15 protein-coding genes and 1 pseudogene are annotated in these 14294 nt (G+C 61.6%); 9 read left to right on the top strand and 7 right to left on the bottom strand.

From position 1 onward, the window contains the following. Positions 1-43: 43 nt before the first annotated feature. Together AB5Y98_RS12745 and AB5Y98_RS12740 are read left to right on the top strand one after the other, a co-directional pair. Entirely contained in the window at positions 44-619 is a 576-nt protein-coding gene (locus tag AB5Y98_RS12745) for a single-stranded DNA-binding protein (protein WP_005306061.1), read from the top strand. A gap of 169 nt (positions 620-788) precedes the next feature. Further along, entirely contained in the window at positions 789-1547 is a 759-nt protein-coding gene (locus tag AB5Y98_RS12740; RefSeq protein ID WP_017782171.1) for an ABC transporter substrate-binding protein, read from the top strand. Positions 1548-1630: 83 nt separating this feature from the next. Here the strand turns inward: AB5Y98_RS12740 and AB5Y98_RS12735 are convergent, their stop codons facing one another. Then, a complete protein-coding gene (locus tag AB5Y98_RS12735) occupies positions 1631-1753 on the bottom strand; it encodes a hypothetical protein (protein ID WP_005306071.1) in 123 nt (40 codons plus the stop codon). A gap of 451 nt (positions 1754-2204) precedes the next feature. Between AB5Y98_RS12735 and AB5Y98_RS12730 the strand changes: the two genes are divergently transcribed. From AB5Y98_RS12730 to AB5Y98_RS12715, 4 genes are all read left to right on the top strand, one after another. Continuing rightward, entirely contained in the window at positions 2205-3083 is an 879-nt protein-coding gene (locus AB5Y98_RS12730; protein ID WP_010635891.1) for a cation diffusion facilitator family transporter, read from the top strand. Between the two features lie 95 nt (positions 3084-3178). Continuing rightward, on the top strand, positions 3179-3463 hold the full coding sequence (locus AB5Y98_RS12725; protein ID WP_017785534.1) for a DUF3811 domain-containing protein: 285 nt from the start codon (positions 3179-3181) through the stop codon (positions 3461-3463). A gap of 488 nt (positions 3464-3951) precedes the next feature. After that, positions 3952-4161 (top strand): cold-shock protein, encoded by a 210-nt coding sequence (locus AB5Y98_RS12720; protein WP_005306081.1) that lies wholly within the window; start codon positions 3952-3954, stop codon positions 4159-4161. Positions 4162-4531: 370 nt separating this feature from the next. Further along, a complete protein-coding gene (locus tag AB5Y98_RS12715; protein ID WP_017782169.1) occupies positions 4532-6478 on the top strand; it encodes a ligand-gated channel protein in 1947 nt (648 codons plus the stop codon). A gap of 34 nt (positions 6479-6512) precedes the next feature. Here the strand turns inward: AB5Y98_RS12715 and AB5Y98_RS12710 are convergent, their stop codons facing one another. The 3 genes from AB5Y98_RS12710 to AB5Y98_RS12700 form a co-directional block, all read right to left on the bottom strand. Then, positions 6513-8000, bottom strand: a complete 1488-nt coding sequence (locus tag AB5Y98_RS12710) for a transporter substrate-binding domain-containing protein (RefSeq protein ID WP_368232014.1) — start codon at positions 7998-8000, stop codon at positions 6513-6515. 102 nt (positions 8001-8102) lie between these two features. After that, positions 8103-9488 (bottom strand): ATP-binding protein, encoded by a 1386-nt coding sequence (locus AB5Y98_RS12705; RefSeq protein ID WP_005306091.1) that lies wholly within the window; start codon positions 9486-9488, stop codon positions 8103-8105. Between the two features lie 10 nt (positions 9489-9498). Continuing rightward, positions 9499-10221 carry a response regulator gene (locus tag AB5Y98_RS12700; protein WP_005306095.1) on the bottom strand — a complete coding sequence of 241 codons (723 nt, stop codon included), beginning with the start codon at positions 10219-10221 and terminating at the stop codon, positions 9499-9501. A 179-nt stretch (positions 10222-10400) separates the two neighbouring features. Between AB5Y98_RS12700 and AB5Y98_RS12695 the strand changes: the two genes are divergently transcribed. The 3 genes from AB5Y98_RS12695 (at position 10401) to AB5Y98_RS12685 (ending at position 11542) form a co-directional block, all read left to right on the top strand. After that, a complete protein-coding gene (locus AB5Y98_RS12695; protein WP_279701433.1) occupies positions 10401-10574 on the top strand; it encodes a hypothetical protein in 174 nt (57 codons plus the stop codon). Between the two features lie 70 nt (positions 10575-10644). Continuing rightward, on the top strand, positions 10645-10971 hold the full coding sequence (locus AB5Y98_RS12690) for a hypothetical protein (RefSeq protein ID WP_336291761.1): 327 nt from the start codon (positions 10645-10647) through the stop codon (positions 10969-10971). Between the two features lie 220 nt (positions 10972-11191). Next, a complete protein-coding gene (locus tag AB5Y98_RS12685) occupies positions 11192-11542 on the top strand; it encodes a hypothetical protein (protein WP_005306105.1) in 351 nt (116 codons plus the stop codon). A gap of 57 nt (positions 11543-11599) precedes the next feature. Here AB5Y98_RS12685 and AB5Y98_RS12680 read toward each other — a convergent pair. The 3 genes and pseudogenes from AB5Y98_RS12680 to AB5Y98_RS12670 form a co-directional block, all read right to left on the bottom strand. Beyond that, positions 11600-12019: pseudogene (locus tag AB5Y98_RS12680) on the bottom strand (hypothetical protein). 140 nt (positions 12020-12159) lie between these two features. Continuing rightward, positions 12160-13161 carry a diguanylate cyclase gene (locus tag AB5Y98_RS12675; RefSeq protein WP_368232013.1) on the bottom strand — a complete coding sequence of 334 codons (1002 nt, stop codon included), beginning with the start codon at positions 13159-13161 and terminating at the stop codon, positions 12160-12162. A gap of 188 nt (positions 13162-13349) precedes the next feature. Beyond that, on the bottom strand, positions 13350-14285 hold the full coding sequence (locus tag AB5Y98_RS12670) for an AraC family transcriptional regulator (protein WP_164464918.1): 936 nt from the start codon (positions 14283-14285) through the stop codon (positions 13350-13352). Positions 14286-14294 lie beyond the last annotated feature (9 nt).

Below are 14294 nucleotides of genomic sequence, written 5' to 3'. Positions count from 1 at the left end.
GGGCATATGGCCTGGCCGGAATACAAAGGGTGGAAGAGAGATTATGGCCAGTCGAGGCATCAACAAAGTCATTCTGATCGGTAACCTGGGGCAAGACCCGGAAGTGCGCTACATGCCGAGCGGCGGTGCCGTGACCAACATCACCCTGGCCACCTCCGACACCTGGCGCGACAAGCAGACCGGTGAGCAGAAAGAGCGTACCGAGTGGCACCGCGTCGTCTTCATGGGCAAGCTGGCCGAAGTGGCGGGCGAGTACCTGAAGAAGGGTTCCCAGGTCTATGTGGAAGGCAAGCTGCAGACCCGCAAGTGGCAGGATCAGAGCGGCCAGGAGCGTTACACCACCGAGGTGCTGGTCGATGGTTTCAGCGGCGTAATGCAGATGCTGGGTGGCCGTCCGCAAGGCGCCGGTCAGGGCATGGGCGGTCAGTCCCAGGGCAACTGGGGTCAGCCGCAACAGGGCATGCAGTCCCAGCAGCCGATGAACCAGTCCCGCCCGGCTCCGCAGCAGAACATGCAGCAACAGCAGGGCGGTTATAGCCGTCCGGCCCAGCAGCCGCAATCTGCTCCGCCGGTATACAACGAGCCGCCGATGGATTTCGACGACGACATCCCCTTTTAAGGGAAGCTCACAGTTCAGAGGGCCCTGTTCACGCAGGGCCTTTTTTTGCCCGTTATTGACGCAGGCGCGACACGCAAGCCGGCTCCCCCGACCAGAGTCGCCGACCCTGCTCCCCCTGTCGCCCGCCCAGGGTTTATCATCAGGGCAATTCGTTTGTCAGAGAGAACGCATGGGGTTTTTGTCTCGTATCCTGCTGCTCGCGGCAAGCCTTGCCGTGCTGTTTCACTCTCCCCTCTTGCTGGCCGGCGAGCCACTGCGGGTGGGGGTCAGTTTCGCCATTCCCCCCTATGTGATTGAGGAAGAGGGACGCGGCATCGAGCTCGATCTGCTGCGCGAAGCCTTTCGTGGCAGCGGCTACGAACCCAGCTTCGAATATCTGCCGCTGGAGCGCACCTTTCGCATGCTGGAGTCCGGCAGGCTCGATGCCATCATCAACGTCAAACCCGGGATGCTCGACAACGTCTTCCTGTCGCAACCCGTCATCGCCTTTCACAACCGGGTGTTCACCCTGAGCAAGACCCACATCGCCACGCTGGACGACATGAAAGAGCTGAGGGTCAGCGCCTTTCAGCGGGCACGCCAGGTATTGGGGGGAGCCTTCGCCAGCATGGCCGACCAGAATCCCCGTTACGAGGAGGTCGCCAAGCAGCAGGGACAGGTGCACAGACTGATGCTGGGGCGGGTGGATGCGGTGATCCTGGAGCAACGGGTGTTCTATTACTATCTGGCGCAACTGGCCACCAGCAAGTATGGCGCCGAGCTCTATGCCCCAAGCCGGGTCAGACAATATGATCTGTTCGCTCCCACCCACTACCATTTCGCCTTTCGCCAGGCCGCGCAGCAACGCTGGTTTGATCGCCAGCTCGGCAAGATGCGGGCCGATGGCCGCTACGAACGGATATTTGCCAGCTACGGCGCCACCCCCTGAGCCAGCATCAAAAACATAAAAGCCAGCCCGAAACAGGCTGGCTTTTTGTTACTGGCTCCAAAGGAACTACAGCATGGGGAGCGTTACTTCATCGCGCTGCCATTTTTCAGTTCTGCTTTCTGACGTTTGGCTTCGCGCTTCTCTTTCAGTGACATCTGCGGTTTTTTCTTGGCATCTTTGCCGTTGTGATGTTCTTTGTTACTCATCATCAAACTCCAAAAATGTTACCCAGACAGTTGGAACCCAGGTTCCAGCATGCCATCCGAATCGTAGACTACAGTACGCTTTCAGTGACGATCCCAAGATCGCACTCAATCCAGCATACCCCCAATCTTGCGCAAGAATCCACCCTCATCCGTCACGCCGCGCCAAACCGGGGCCGATGACCCCCGTCAGGCACTCCTGGGCGGGGAAGGAACGGCCGTAAAAACACTGGAAGCCTTATAAAGTAGCGATTATCAATATTATTTGGTGACCACCTGAAATAAATAACCAAAAACCAAAATAACTATTATTTAAACGAGCAGTGTTAATTTGGATAAGCATTCTCACTATCGCCGGAAACAAAAAGTTACAACCTCAAGAAGTCATTATTAACGCAAGCTGATATTATCAGGCCTTATTTTCAAACTATTTCATCGAGAATAGGGATATCCCATGACCAGAAAAACCAGAGCCGCCTTGGTCTCGGTTTGCTCCAATATCAGCCTGATTGTCATGAAGATAATTGCCGGCATACTGAGCGGTTCCGTCAGCATCATCTCCGAAGCCATCCACTCGGCCATGGATCTGGTGGCCGCCCTGATCGCGCTGGTGGCCGTGCGCAAGTCGGATATTCCACCCGACCCGCGCCACCCCTATGGCCACGACAAGATAGAGAATGTCTCCGGCGTGATCGAAGCGCTGCTGATCCTGCTGGCCGCCGGCTGGATCATCTTCGAGGCCGTCGGCAAGCTGATCACCCCCACTCCCATCGAAGGCGTCGGGCTCGGCGTGCTGGTCATGCTGTTGTCGGCGCTGGTCAACAGCGGCGTCTCCGCCTATCTCTACCGGGTCGCCAAGGAGGAAGAGTCGGTGGCGCTGGCCGCCGATGCCCTGCATCTGAAGGCGGATGTGCTGACCTCGCTCGGGGTGGCGGCCGGTCTGCTCGGCATCTGGATCGCCTCTGCGCTGGGCTACAACCTCTATCTGCTGGATCCCCTCGTCGCCATCGGCGTCGCGCTCTTCATCCTCAGAGAAGCCATCGCCATGCTCAACCAGGCCTTCCAGCCCCTGCTGGATCACAGCATGAGCGAGGAGGAGCTGGCCATCACCACCCAAGTGATCGAGGAGTGCTGCCCTGAGCACGGCGGCTTCCACGATCTGCGCAGCCGTCAGGCGGGGCGTCGCCGCCATATCGACTTCCACCTGACACTGCCCAAGGAGATGAGCATCGAGCACTCCCACGCCATCTGTGACCGCATAGAGCAGGGGATCCAGCGCCATCTGCCCCACGCCATCGTGCTGATCCATGTCGAACCAACCGGTCACGCCTAGTCCAACCGGGGAAATCATCGGGAATGCCATCGACAGCACAATAAACAGCCAGGTGACGTGGTAGGGTATTCCCTCCCCGTCATCAGGTACACGCCGTGAAAAAGCTGGAAATGAAGGATCTCACCGACGCCGAAAAGGCCGGGATCACCCTGCTGCTGCAAAAAGCACAGGCCAACGCGGACCACCCATTGACCAATGCCGAACGCAATCGCATACGCGAGGAAGGCCGGCTCAAGGTGGTCGCAGACCGGGCAGCAGCTGCGAAAGCGGCGGCACAACTCGCAAGAGACAAGGCCAAGGAACGGGCCGCCAATCAGGTACTGCCCGAGACATTCAGCTGGGTTGACTCCGTCAGCAATCGCTTTCGAAAGAAGCCTTGATCATGCCGTTTCAACCGAATGTAGCCAGCCCACGCCCTGTCGACGGGCTGGCTTTTTCATGATGGAAGGGGAAGGTTCTGACCCTTGACGTGACATTATCTGTCGACTCGCATGACCCTTTATCTCGTTTTTTCTTCGCACAAAGGGATTCACCACAACCCGAAACGCACCTGAAATGGATATTCATGCTATTGATATAAAAGGTAAAATCGTCCTGAAAATCCAGTCATCCGGCACAGAGTACCAACTGAGAGATAAAGTTTGCTTTAACAAAGCGTGCGTGTTCTAATCGACAGCGATAGTTCGGCAGTTCAGTCCTGTTTATGTTAGGCAGTCATTTTAGTAAAGCAGTGATTAGTGCAAGTGTTATTTCGATGATGCTTGACGAATAATTCTCCTTCTTTAGTGCTTCCCCTACGTATTGCTGACGAAAAATCAAAACTTGCCATCTGATGGCATTTCAAACACTAAATTTGAGAGTAATTATTATGTCCAAAGTGACTGGTACCGTAAAATTCTTCAACTCCGAAAAAGGTTTTGGCTTCATCTCCCCGGTTGACGGCAGCAAAGACGTGTTCGTACACTTCTCCGCTATCCAGTCCAACGGTTTCAAAACCCTGGAAGAAGGTCAGCGCGTTGAGTTCACCATCGAGCAAGGCCAGAAAGGCCCGGCTGCTGCCAACGTAGTTGCCCTGTAATTCAAGTCAGGGATACCGTCACCCCGCTTCTGCCGGCTGAACGGATCCACTGCAAGAATTGAAAAAACCCGCTTCGGCGGGTTTTTTGTTGCCTCGAATTCACCCTGCCCGCCATCCCCGCCCTGCTCCCATCCTTGCATACCTCCGCTCCTCTGCTGGCGAGAGGATAACCGCACAATATTAATGAGATTAATTATCATTTACACAGCCATCAGTGATCACTACAATGCCTGCCGACCGCCGGGATCACTATTCGATTGAACCTGCCTGGTCCGGGTTTCACGCGGGATGCGGCGAGACCCCCCATCGATTCACCCAAAGGATGAATGCATCTTCTTACTAAAAAAGAGTTCAGGCCAACATGATAACAATGCACCGCAACAAGCTGACCACGCTCATTCTCGCCGTCCTCGCCGCCAACGCCCATGCCGCCGAACAGGAGGTCATGGTGGTGACCGCCTCCGGCTTCCAGCAGAAGATCGAGAACACCGCCGCCTCCATCTCGGTGGTGACGCGCGAGCAACTGGAGAAACGCGCCTACCGTGACGTGACCGACGCCCTGAAGGACGTGCCGGGGGTGGTGATCACCGGCGGCGGCAGCAGCAGTGACATCAGCATTCGCGGCATGAGCTCCAAGTACACACTGATGCTGGTCGACGGCAAGCGGGTCGACAGCCGCGGCACCCGTCCCAACAGCGACGGCCCCGGCATCGAGCAGGGCTGGCTGCCGCCGCTGCAGGCCATCGAGCGGATCGAGGTGGTGCGCGGCCCCATGTCCTCCCGTTACGGCTCTGACGCCATGGGCGGCGTCATCAACATCATCACCCGCAAGACCGCCAGCATGACGGCCTGGCAAGGTTCGGTGCAGGCCGACTCCACCTTCCAGGAGAACAAGGACTCCGGCAACATCTTCCAGAGCAACGCCTACACCGCTGGCGCCCTGGTGGATGGCCTGCTGGGGGTGCGAGTGAACGGTCTGCTCTCCCACCGCGGCGAGGATCAGTTCCAGAACGGGTTCGCCGAACAGGAAATGCGCAGCGGCACTGTGGTGTTCAGCCTGACACCGGACGAGCACAACCGCTTTGACTTCGAGGCCAGCCGCGGTCTGCAGGATCGCAACCGTACACCGGGCGACTCGCTGGCAGCCAAGGCCAAGCCCAGCCTGAACACCTACGGGCGCACCAACTACGCCATCACCCACGACGGCCGTTATGACTTCGGCTCTTCCACCAGCTACCTGCAGCGGGAAGAAAACACCAACCCCGGCCGTCAGATGAAGCTCATCAACACCATCGCCGACACCCATACCCAGTTCGAACTGGGGGCTCACTACCTGAGCGTGGGCGGTCAATACCGTCACGAGGATCTGCAGGATGAGGGCAACCAGCTCAACGTGGCCAACCGTGCCAATCAGCTGACCCGCTGGAGCTGGGCCCTGTTCGTGGAAGACGAGTGGTCGCTGACCGACAGCTTCGCCCTCACCGGCGGCGTGCGGATGGACCGTGACCAGAACTACGGCACCCACTGGAGCCCGCGTCTGTACGGCGTCTGGCACCCGGCCGAATTCTGGACCCTGAAGGGCGGCGTCTCCACCGGCTACCGCTCACCGGATCTGCGCATGTCGGCCGCCAACTGGGGCCAGGCCACCGGCGGCGGCACCCAGGACGGCATGCTGGTTGGCAACCCGCAGCTCAAACCGGAAACCAGCGTGAGCCAGGAGATCGCCCTGCTGTGGGATGGTCAGGAGGGGCTGAGCACAGGGCTGACTCTGTTCAATACCGACTTCGAGGACAAGATCTCCGAGATCCGCCGCTGCACCAGCAAGGATGACCCCTCCTGCACCCTGAACGGTCACACCTATGACTTCATCAGCGACCGCATCAACGTCGACAAGGCGAACATGCGCGGGGTGGAAGGCACGGCCAACTGGGCCATCAACGAAAAGTGGTCGCTGGCCTCCAGCTACACCTTCACCCAGTCCGAGCAGAAGAGCGGTCCGAACGAGGGCAAGGCGCTTAACCAGATGCCGCGCCACATGTTCAACACCACGGTCGACTGGAAGAGTACCGATGACGTCAGCCTCTGGTCACGGGTCAACTTCCGCAGCAAGACCTCGGACTACCTGAGCCGGGTCAGAATGGCCGACGGCACCCCTTCCTACACCTTCTTCGACACGGGTCTGGTCTACAAGGCCAACGAACATCTGAACGTCACCGCAGGCGTCTACAACCTGTTCGACAAGACGGTGGACTACAGCAGCTTCGGCACAGTGCTGGATGGTCGCCGCTACACCCTGGGCATGACCTACAACTTCTGATGACCCGCCGCCGCCCACCCTGGGCGGCGGTTTTTTATTGCCCCGCCTCGTCTGCCATCTCTTTCACATAGCTTGCCGCCTGCCAGGTGTTGCGCCCCAGCGACTTGGCGCCATACATCAGCTGATCCGCCTGCAGCAGCACTCGTCGGCCCTCAGCTCTCACCTCGGCCGACACCCACACCGCCCCGGTGCTGATGGAGATGCCAAGCTCCCCGGCGCTGGTCGACAGCTTGCGGCCATTGACCTCCCGCCCGATCCGCTCGGCCCACTGCTGCAGCGTCGCCATGTCGGCCACCAGCAGACTGATGCAGAACTCCTCGCCGCCGATGCGGGCGAACAGGGCGCTGGCGGGCAACACCCGCTGCACGCGCTCCACCATGGCCGACAGTACCTCGTCGCCGACCCCGTGCCCGAAGTGATCGTTGATCCCCTTGAAGCGATCGAGATCGAACAGCAGCAGGGCACACGGCTCGCTGCTGCTCAGTCGTTGCTCCAGCAGCGGCAAGAAGGCGCGCCGATTGAGGATGCCGGTCATGGAGTCGGTGCTGGCGAGACGCTCCAGCCTGGCGTTGGCCTGGATAAGCTCGGCGGTACGGCTCGCCACCGCCCGCCGCAACTGGATGATGTAGGCCATCAGCACCAGACCGCCGACGGCCAGCAGCCAGGGCCAGAGATGAGCCGGGTAGACGGTCTCGATATGCATCCACTTGCGGATGATCCGCTCCCGATCCGCCTCGCCGATGCGGGTGAAACCCTGCTCCAGCTCCTGCAGCAGCGCCTGATTGCCCTTGGCGACGGCAAAGCGGACGTCATCGCTGTAGAGGTGGCGCACCGGGATAAAGCGGGTAGGATCCGCCGCGGTGTAGATGTAGAAGTTGGCCACCTGCAGGTCAGCGATGAAGGCTTCCAGTTCGCCGTTCAAGGCAGCCCGCAGCATGGCGTCGTTGTCATCGAAGGTGCGCAGCCGGGTGCGCGGGAAGTTCTTGCGGGCGTAGTACTCCTCGAATCCTCCCGACACCACCCCCACGCTCTCGTGCAGCAGGTAGTAATTCACGTCCGAACCGCGCAGGGAGTTGGCGAAGAAGAGCTGGGCGTCGAGGTGGGAGAGAGCCTGGCCATAGTCGTAGACCCTATTGCGCTCCGGCGACCAGAGCAGGCCACCATGGACATCGGCCTGGCCGTTGCGGACCAGATCCAGCGAGCTCTGCCAGTCCACCAGCTTGAACTGGATGGGGCGACCGGTGACGCGGCCATACTCGCGCCACAGATCGATCAACAGGCCATCGGGCTGGCCCGCTTCATTGAGATAGGAGAAGGGCTGCCAGGCCTTGGAGTTCGCCACGATGAGCGGTTTGGGCGCTGTGTTCGCCCATGCCGGCGATACCAGCGCCCAGAGCAGCAGCAACCCCCCGTATCCGACTCGCCATCTGACTCCCGACTCACCTGCCATCCCTGTACCGACCCTGCTGTTTGGCCGTCTGCGCGGCCATCGATTATCACCATCTTCAGCATAGGAGAACAAGCATGAGCGAGTATGAAACGAGCGTGATGCCGGCCGGACCAGTGCAAGACCAAAAACGAACAGGGCGCCCGCAGGCGCCCTTTTCATCGACTCGTTCGCCCCTCACAGCGGCAGGCTGATGCGAGCCTCCAGCCCGCCCTGCTCCCGGTTGTGCAGGGTCAGCTCGCCCCCATGCTGGTGCACCAGGGTGCGGGCGATGGAGAGCCCCAGCCCCACACTGCCGGATTCGGTGTTGCGGGCCTCGTCGAGGCGCACGAACGGCTTGAACACATCTTCCAGCCGGGCCGGATCGATGCCGGGCCCCTGATCGCAGACCCGGATCACCAGCTCGCTGTCGGTGCGCTCCAGCGACACCTCGGCGCTGCCGGCGTACTTGATGGCGTTGCCGATGAGGTTTTGCAGCACCCGGCGCAGGGTGTTGGCGCGGCAGGCGTAGACCTGCTTGCCCTCTGCCAGGCAGGTAACCGGCTGGCCGGTGTCGGCATAGTCGTCGCACAGGCTCTCCAGCAGGCTGACCAGGTCCAGCTCGCGGGTCGCCTCCTGCTGCCCCTCCTCCCTGGCGAAGCTGAGGGTGGCCGCCAGCATCTGCTCCATCTGTTGCAGGGTCTGCTGGATCCGCTCCTTGTCCTCCCCCTCGTCCAGAAATTCGGTACGCAGCCGCAGGCTGGTGATGGGGGTACGCAGATCGTGGGAGATGGCCGCCAGCATGCGGGTTCTGTCCTGCACGAAGCGATCGAGCCGGGTGTGCATGCGGTTGAAGGCCTGGATGGACTCGCGCACCTCGGTCGGCCCCTCCTCCCGCAGCGGCTCTATGTCCTCGCCGCGGCCGAGCCTGTCCGCGTTGGCGGCCAGTTGCTTGAGCGGCCGGGTGGCGCGGCGGAACAGCCAGATCATCATGCCGATCACCAGACTCGCCACCAGCATCAGGTTGAAGGTGGTCTGCCAGGACCAGCTGGCCGACTCCTTGTCCACCAGCGAGCTGAACTGCAGCCAGCCGCCGCGCGGCAGCTGGATGGAGCCGTACAGCCGCATGTCCTGCGGCGGCGGCACCCCCTTGCGGTCCTTCATCATCCGGTTGTGGTGCTGCCAGGCCCGGCTGCGCTGGGCATCCTGCTTGAGCTCGGCGCTGATCTCCACCATCAGGGTCGAGGGGTAACCCAGCCGGGAGCGCACCAGCTGCTCGAAGCGGGGACTGCGGTTGTCCGGCTGCAGCGGCTCGTCGGCGATGCGCAGCAGCAGGGTCTCGCTGCGGCTCGCCTTGAGGATCTCGTCATAGAGAGAGGGGGGCGAGAGGGCCAGCAGCCGCACCACCGAGACGATGCGCTGCATGGCGTTGCGGCTGTTGACGTAGCCGAGCGCCTCCTCCCGATCGGTGCGATAGATCTGGATGCTGAGCAGCTGGATCAGCACCAGCCCGGCCAGCGCCACCAGGATGATCTGGCCCGTCAGCCCCTTGGGCCACAGCTTCGACCAGCCGCGTCTTAACATCCCCACCGCCTTATACCTGAGTCACATCGGCGGCGAACAGGTAACCGCCGCCCCAGATGGTCTTGATAAGCTCCGGATTCTTGGGATCCCGCTCCAGCTTGCGCCGCAGCCGGCTCACCAGGGTGTCGATGGCACGGTCGAACGCCACCGCCTCGCGGCCGCGGGCCAGATCCAGCAGCTGATCCCGGCTCAGCACCCGCTGCGGGCGCTCCAGAAAGACCCGCAGCAGGTCGAATTCGGCGGTAGAGAGGCTCAGCCCCACCCCTTCCTCATCCACCAGCTCGCGCCGGTTGATGTCGAGCAGCCAGCGATCGAAGCGCAGATCCCGGGTCAAGGCCTCGGCCACCGGCTGCGGCTCGACCTGGGTGCGGCGCATCACCGCCTTGATGCGGGCCAGCAGCTCGCGCGGATTGAACGGCTTGGCGAGGTAGTCGTCGGCCCCCATCTCCAGCCCTATGATGCGGTCGGTCTCCTCCCCCATGGCGGTAAGCATGATGATGGGCAGGCTGGACTTGGCCCGCAGCTCGCGGCAGAGGGTCAGGCCATCCTCCCCCGGCATCATCAGATCCAGCACCAGCAGATCGAACTCCCGCTCCTCCAGCAACCGCTTCATCTCCTTGCCATCGCGGGCACAGCTGACCCGCAGGCCGTGCTGTTCCAGAAAACGCTTCAGCAGATCGCGGATCTCGCTGTGATCGTCGACCACCAGAATGTGGGTGCTGTTTTGATTCATGGGGACCTCCTGTTAGAGCTGGCACGAGTATACGAAAATCCGCCGGGCGGTTTGTGTCAAAGTGTGCCAGATCAGCAAGATGCCACACTCTGCTACAAAAAAGCGGCCGCTCGGCAAAGTTGAGACACAGACCGGCTGTTTACTGTGGCCACCCCATCGGTTGCAGGAGCAGACAGGCCATGCTGGCCCTCACCACCCCCTTGCTGCTGGCCTTTGCCGCCAGCGAAGCCCTTGCCAGACAGGCAAGGCGCACACCCGGCCAGACCGACCCGGTGCAAGCCGGCGCCGTCGACGCGGCAGCAGACGATACCGGCGTGCCCGCCGACCAGGCGACCAAGCCCCCTTCGTCATGATGCGCCCCCTCCGGTGTGCACCCTGACCTTCCCGCCGCCCCTGCGGCATCTCATCAAGGAGAATCGACTCATGATCAACAAGACCATGGCCCTGTTCATGCTGGCCGGACTGGCCCACACCGGGCTGGCCCAGGCCGCCCTGCCGGCCGACGTCAGCGTTGCCCCCGGCCTGCTGTTCGTCAACTGGCACGACACCGCCAGCAGCGGCGATGCCCATCCGACCCTGGAGGTCCACAATGCCGCCGGCGACCTGATCAAGCGGGTCCCCGCCCGGCTGAACGGCATGCAGCAGGTACGCCTGCCAATGCGGGCCCAGGGTGACCTGACCCTCAGCCTGGATGGCGAGAGCAGCAGCTATCGGATGCCCTACAGCGTCGGTAGCGGTCGCCAGCACTAAGCCCGCCCATCCGGAAAAATACCCCGCCAGTGACAGACACTGACGGGGTATTTTTATTTCCCGCCCAGCATGGGCCCGGTCAATGCCCAGTACAGGGTCATGGTGTCACACTCTGCTACAAAATAGGCTTCAACTGGCAAAGTTCAGACACCTGTCTGGTGTGTAATCAGGGTCAAGGCGAGCAAGCCGACCCCGAACTCAATCCGCAAGGAGATAGACCATGAAAAAACTGACCAAGACCCTGCTGACCGCCACCCTGATCCTTGGCCTGCCGCTTGGCGCCTATGCCGCCAGCGAAGCCGTCAGCACTGCCCAGCCCGGCATGATGACCGACTGCCCGATGGACGGCAGCGGCATGATGGGCGGCAAGCACCATGGCGGCCGCCACGACAAGATGGCCCGCATGCAGAACATGACGCCTGAGCAAATCCAGGCGAATCTGCAGCAGCGTTACGACAAGATCGAAGATCCGGCCAAGAAGGCCGAGTTCGTGAAAAACCTGAATCTGCGTGCCGACGGCATGACCAAGCACGCCGAAGCGATGAAGCAGTTCGCCGAAGCGCACCAGTAATTCGAAAGCAGCAAAAAGGGGCCCGCGGGCCCCTTTTTTCATGCACGTCGTTCAGACTCAGGCCTTGGTCTTGTCGGCCAGGTTCAGGGTCTTGACGGTTTCACCTTCGAACTTGATGAGCACGGTTTTCTGGGCAACTTAGGACTCCTTGAACAGGCTCTTGGAGGTCTCTGCCAGCATGGGGGAGACCTTGTTCAGGGCGCCCAGATCATAGGTCCACACTTCCAGACCGGCTTCGGTCTTGGTGCTGGCCGGTGCGCCCAGCTTCTCTTTGATGGCCTGCTTGTTGGAGCCGCCTTCCTTGATGTCCAGCGCCTTCTTGATCGCCTAGTTGGAGGCGCTGTCCATGGCGGTGCCGGCCATCTCTTTGGCAGTGCTGGTTACGCTGCTGGTCACTGTGTCGGTCAGGGAGTCCATCAGGCCGGCGTTGGCCATCAGGGGCAGTGCAGTCAGGGCAACCAGGATGCTCTTTTTCATCGTTTCATGTCTCACGGGGATTAAAGAGCGCGCACCAGACCAGCGCACCCGAACGGAGCTAAGATGAGACTGCGGTCAAGGCGCATTCGGGGGGAAGGGTTAGCACCATTCGGCAGCCAGCGGCCTGGCGGGGCGGCCGGCTACTGGCAGATCTGGTTCTTGCCTGTCTGCTTGGCCTGATAGAGGGCCCGATCCATTCTGACCATCAGCTGACCCATGCTCTCGTCCGGCCGGTACTCGGCCAGCCCGAAGCTCATGGTGATGGGGAAGTGCTCGCACACCGGCGTCGCCATCAGCAACTGCCGCAGCTTGTCGGCCACCCGCCAGCCATCGGCCAGGCCGGTATTGGGCAGCACCACCATGAACTCGTCCCCGCCCCAGCGGGCGATCAGGTCTATTTCGCGAATATGTGCCCGCACCAGCGCCACTATGTTGATCAGGGTCTGATCCCCCGCCTGGTGACCGTGGCTGTCGTTGATCTGCTTGAAGTCGTCCACGTCCATGGCGATGACGGAGAAGGGTTGCTGAAAACGCTTGGCACGCTCGCACTCCTGCCGAATGGTGCGCTCCAACCGGTAGCGGCTGGCGGCACCGGTCAGGGCGTCGGTTTCCGCCAGCTGGCGATTCTCCTCCGCCTTCTGCTGCAGCGCCTCGTTGAGCCGCACCAGCTCGGCGGTGCGCAAGGCGATCTGCTGCTCCAGGGTGTGATTGCGCCGCTCCAGCTGCTCCAGCAGCAGCTTCTGGGCGTGGATGTTGCGGTGAGCGCCGATCATCCGGGCCACAGAACCGTCCGGGTTGCGGGCTATGATGCGGCCGCAATCCTCGATCCAGATGTAGTCGCCGCTACGGCTACGGCAGCGATACTCGACCCGGTAGTCGGGGGCGGCGCCGCTCAGGTAGGCATCGAAGCAGGCCATCACCTGCTCCATGTCGTCGGGATGGATCACGCTCTCCCAGGTGAAGACAGTGTTGCCGAGGGTGTGGGGCTCGTAGCCCAGCATCCGGTACCAGCCGGGATTGCGATAGACGAACCCGGTGTTGGCGTTCCAGTCCCAGATACCGTCGCTCACCACCGCCAGGATGCCGTGCACCACGGCTTCGCTGACGTCCGAGATCCTGATCGTGTCACTGTCTTGCAGCATAGAGACCATCCTTGCCCTCTCACCCCCAACTGCGGGAAATGCAATCTGATTGAAGAAAAACGACTATGGGGAGACGACTCCCATGAAACCCAACCCTGTCGCGGCCAGCCGGCTCATGGCCCGTCTCCGGTTATCGGCCGCAATCAGGTTCGTCTGAACAACAGTAGCAACCAGTGTGACTCAATACACTAGCCTTTTCCGGTTTTAAAGGCGGGATGATGCCGGTGGCGATAGTGGCTGGGCGCCAGGCCATGCTGGCGTTTGAAGGCGGTGGAGAAGTGGTACTCGTTGCGAAAGCCGCACTGCTCGGCCAGCAGCTTTACCGAATCGGCCCGGCTGGCCAGCAACAGCGCCGCCCGCTGCAAGCGCAGCCGTTGCAGCAGCGCCATGGGTGCCAGCGCGAAGTGCTGCTGGCAGAGCCGGTAGAGCTGGCGCTCGGAGAGATGCAGGGCGCCGGCCATGCGCGCTATGTCCCAGGGCTCGGCCAGCGCCTCCTTGAGCAGCAGCTCGAGGCGCAGCGCCAGCCGCTCTCCGCGCCGCTGCCCCTCCCCCTTCTGCAGCAGACGGCGCAGATAGAAGCCGAGCTGCTCTACCAGCAGGGCACTGAGCAGCGGGTCCTGATGGCGTTCCTGCTCCGCATAGAGGTTCTCGATGGTACGCAGCAGGGTGGCCTGCTGGGAGGTGCAACCCAACCGGGATTGGCTGGCGAAGGCATCCCAGGGGGAGTCCTTGTGCAGCAGCAGCCACACCAGCTCCCACTCACTCGACTGCTGGCTCAACGGCTCGCTCGGCGGCTCACTAATCGGCTCACTCAGCTGCTCACTAAGCTGCTCTCTCAACTGATAGCAGAGCGGCTCCCCGGCCGGGATCAGCGCCCACTCACCCACCTGCAGCCGCGCCATGCGATCGCCCACCAGCACCTCCCCCTCGCCCCCCAGGGTCAGCAAGAAGCAGTGCATATCGGCAAAGCGGCGCGCGATGCGGTAGCGAGTCTTGAGGCGAGAATAGCCCGCCAGCCACACCTGCTCCTGCGCGAGGGCCGGCAGCAGGCTGTCACAGCAGATCTGCTCGCGGCAGTCGGGGGAGACATCGATAAGCTCGATGTTGGCAGTTTCAGACATCATCAGGACGGA

Origin of the sequence: Aeromonas sp. s3 (genome assembly GCF_040907805.1) — a bacterium.
Taxonomy (GTDB): Bacteria; Pseudomonadota; Gammaproteobacteria; order Enterobacterales; family Aeromonadaceae; genus Aeromonas; species Aeromonas dhakensis.
Note: the sequence above shows the minus strand (reverse complement) of the source record. Positions and strands in the feature narration are given on the sequence as shown.

Coding starts and splice junctions, on each gene's coding strand:
- AB5Y98_RS12670 (WP_164464918.1), bottom strand. CDS start 14,285: ATGATGTCTGAAACTGCCAACATCGAGCTTATCGATGTCTCCCCCGAC.
- AB5Y98_RS12745 (WP_005306061.1), top strand. CDS start 44: ATGGCCAGTCGAGGCATCAACAAAGTCATTCTGATCGGTAACCTGGGG.
- AB5Y98_RS12675 (WP_368232013.1), bottom strand. CDS start 13,161: ATGCTGCAAGACAGTGACACGATCAGGATCTCGGACGTCAGCGAAGCC.
- AB5Y98_RS12735 (WP_005306071.1), bottom strand. CDS start 1,753: ATGAGTAACAAAGAACATCACAACGGCAAAGATGCCAAGAAAAAACCG.
- AB5Y98_RS12700 (WP_005306095.1), bottom strand. CDS start 10,221: ATGAATCAAAACAGCACCCACATTCTGGTGGTCGACGATCACAGCGAG.
- AB5Y98_RS12720 (WP_005306081.1), top strand. CDS start 3,952: ATGTCCAAAGTGACTGGTACCGTAAAATTCTTCAACTCCGAAAAAGGT.
- AB5Y98_RS12705 (WP_005306091.1), bottom strand. CDS start 9,488: ATGTTAAGACGCGGCTGGTCGAAGCTGTGGCCCAAGGGGCTGACGGGC.
- AB5Y98_RS12740 (WP_017782171.1), top strand. CDS start 789: ATGGGGTTTTTGTCTCGTATCCTGCTGCTCGCGGCAAGCCTTGCCGTG.
- AB5Y98_RS12715 (WP_017782169.1), top strand. CDS start 4,532: ATGCACCGCAACAAGCTGACCACGCTCATTCTCGCCGTCCTCGCCGCC.
- AB5Y98_RS12730 (WP_010635891.1), top strand. CDS start 2,205: ATGACCAGAAAAACCAGAGCCGCCTTGGTCTCGGTTTGCTCCAATATC.
- AB5Y98_RS12695 (WP_279701433.1), top strand. CDS start 10,401: ATGCTGGCCCTCACCACCCCCTTGCTGCTGGCCTTTGCCGCCAGCGAA.
- AB5Y98_RS12685 (WP_005306105.1), top strand. CDS start 11,192: ATGAAAAAACTGACCAAGACCCTGCTGACCGCCACCCTGATCCTTGGC.
- AB5Y98_RS12690 (WP_336291761.1), top strand. CDS start 10,645: ATGATCAACAAGACCATGGCCCTGTTCATGCTGGCCGGACTGGCCCAC.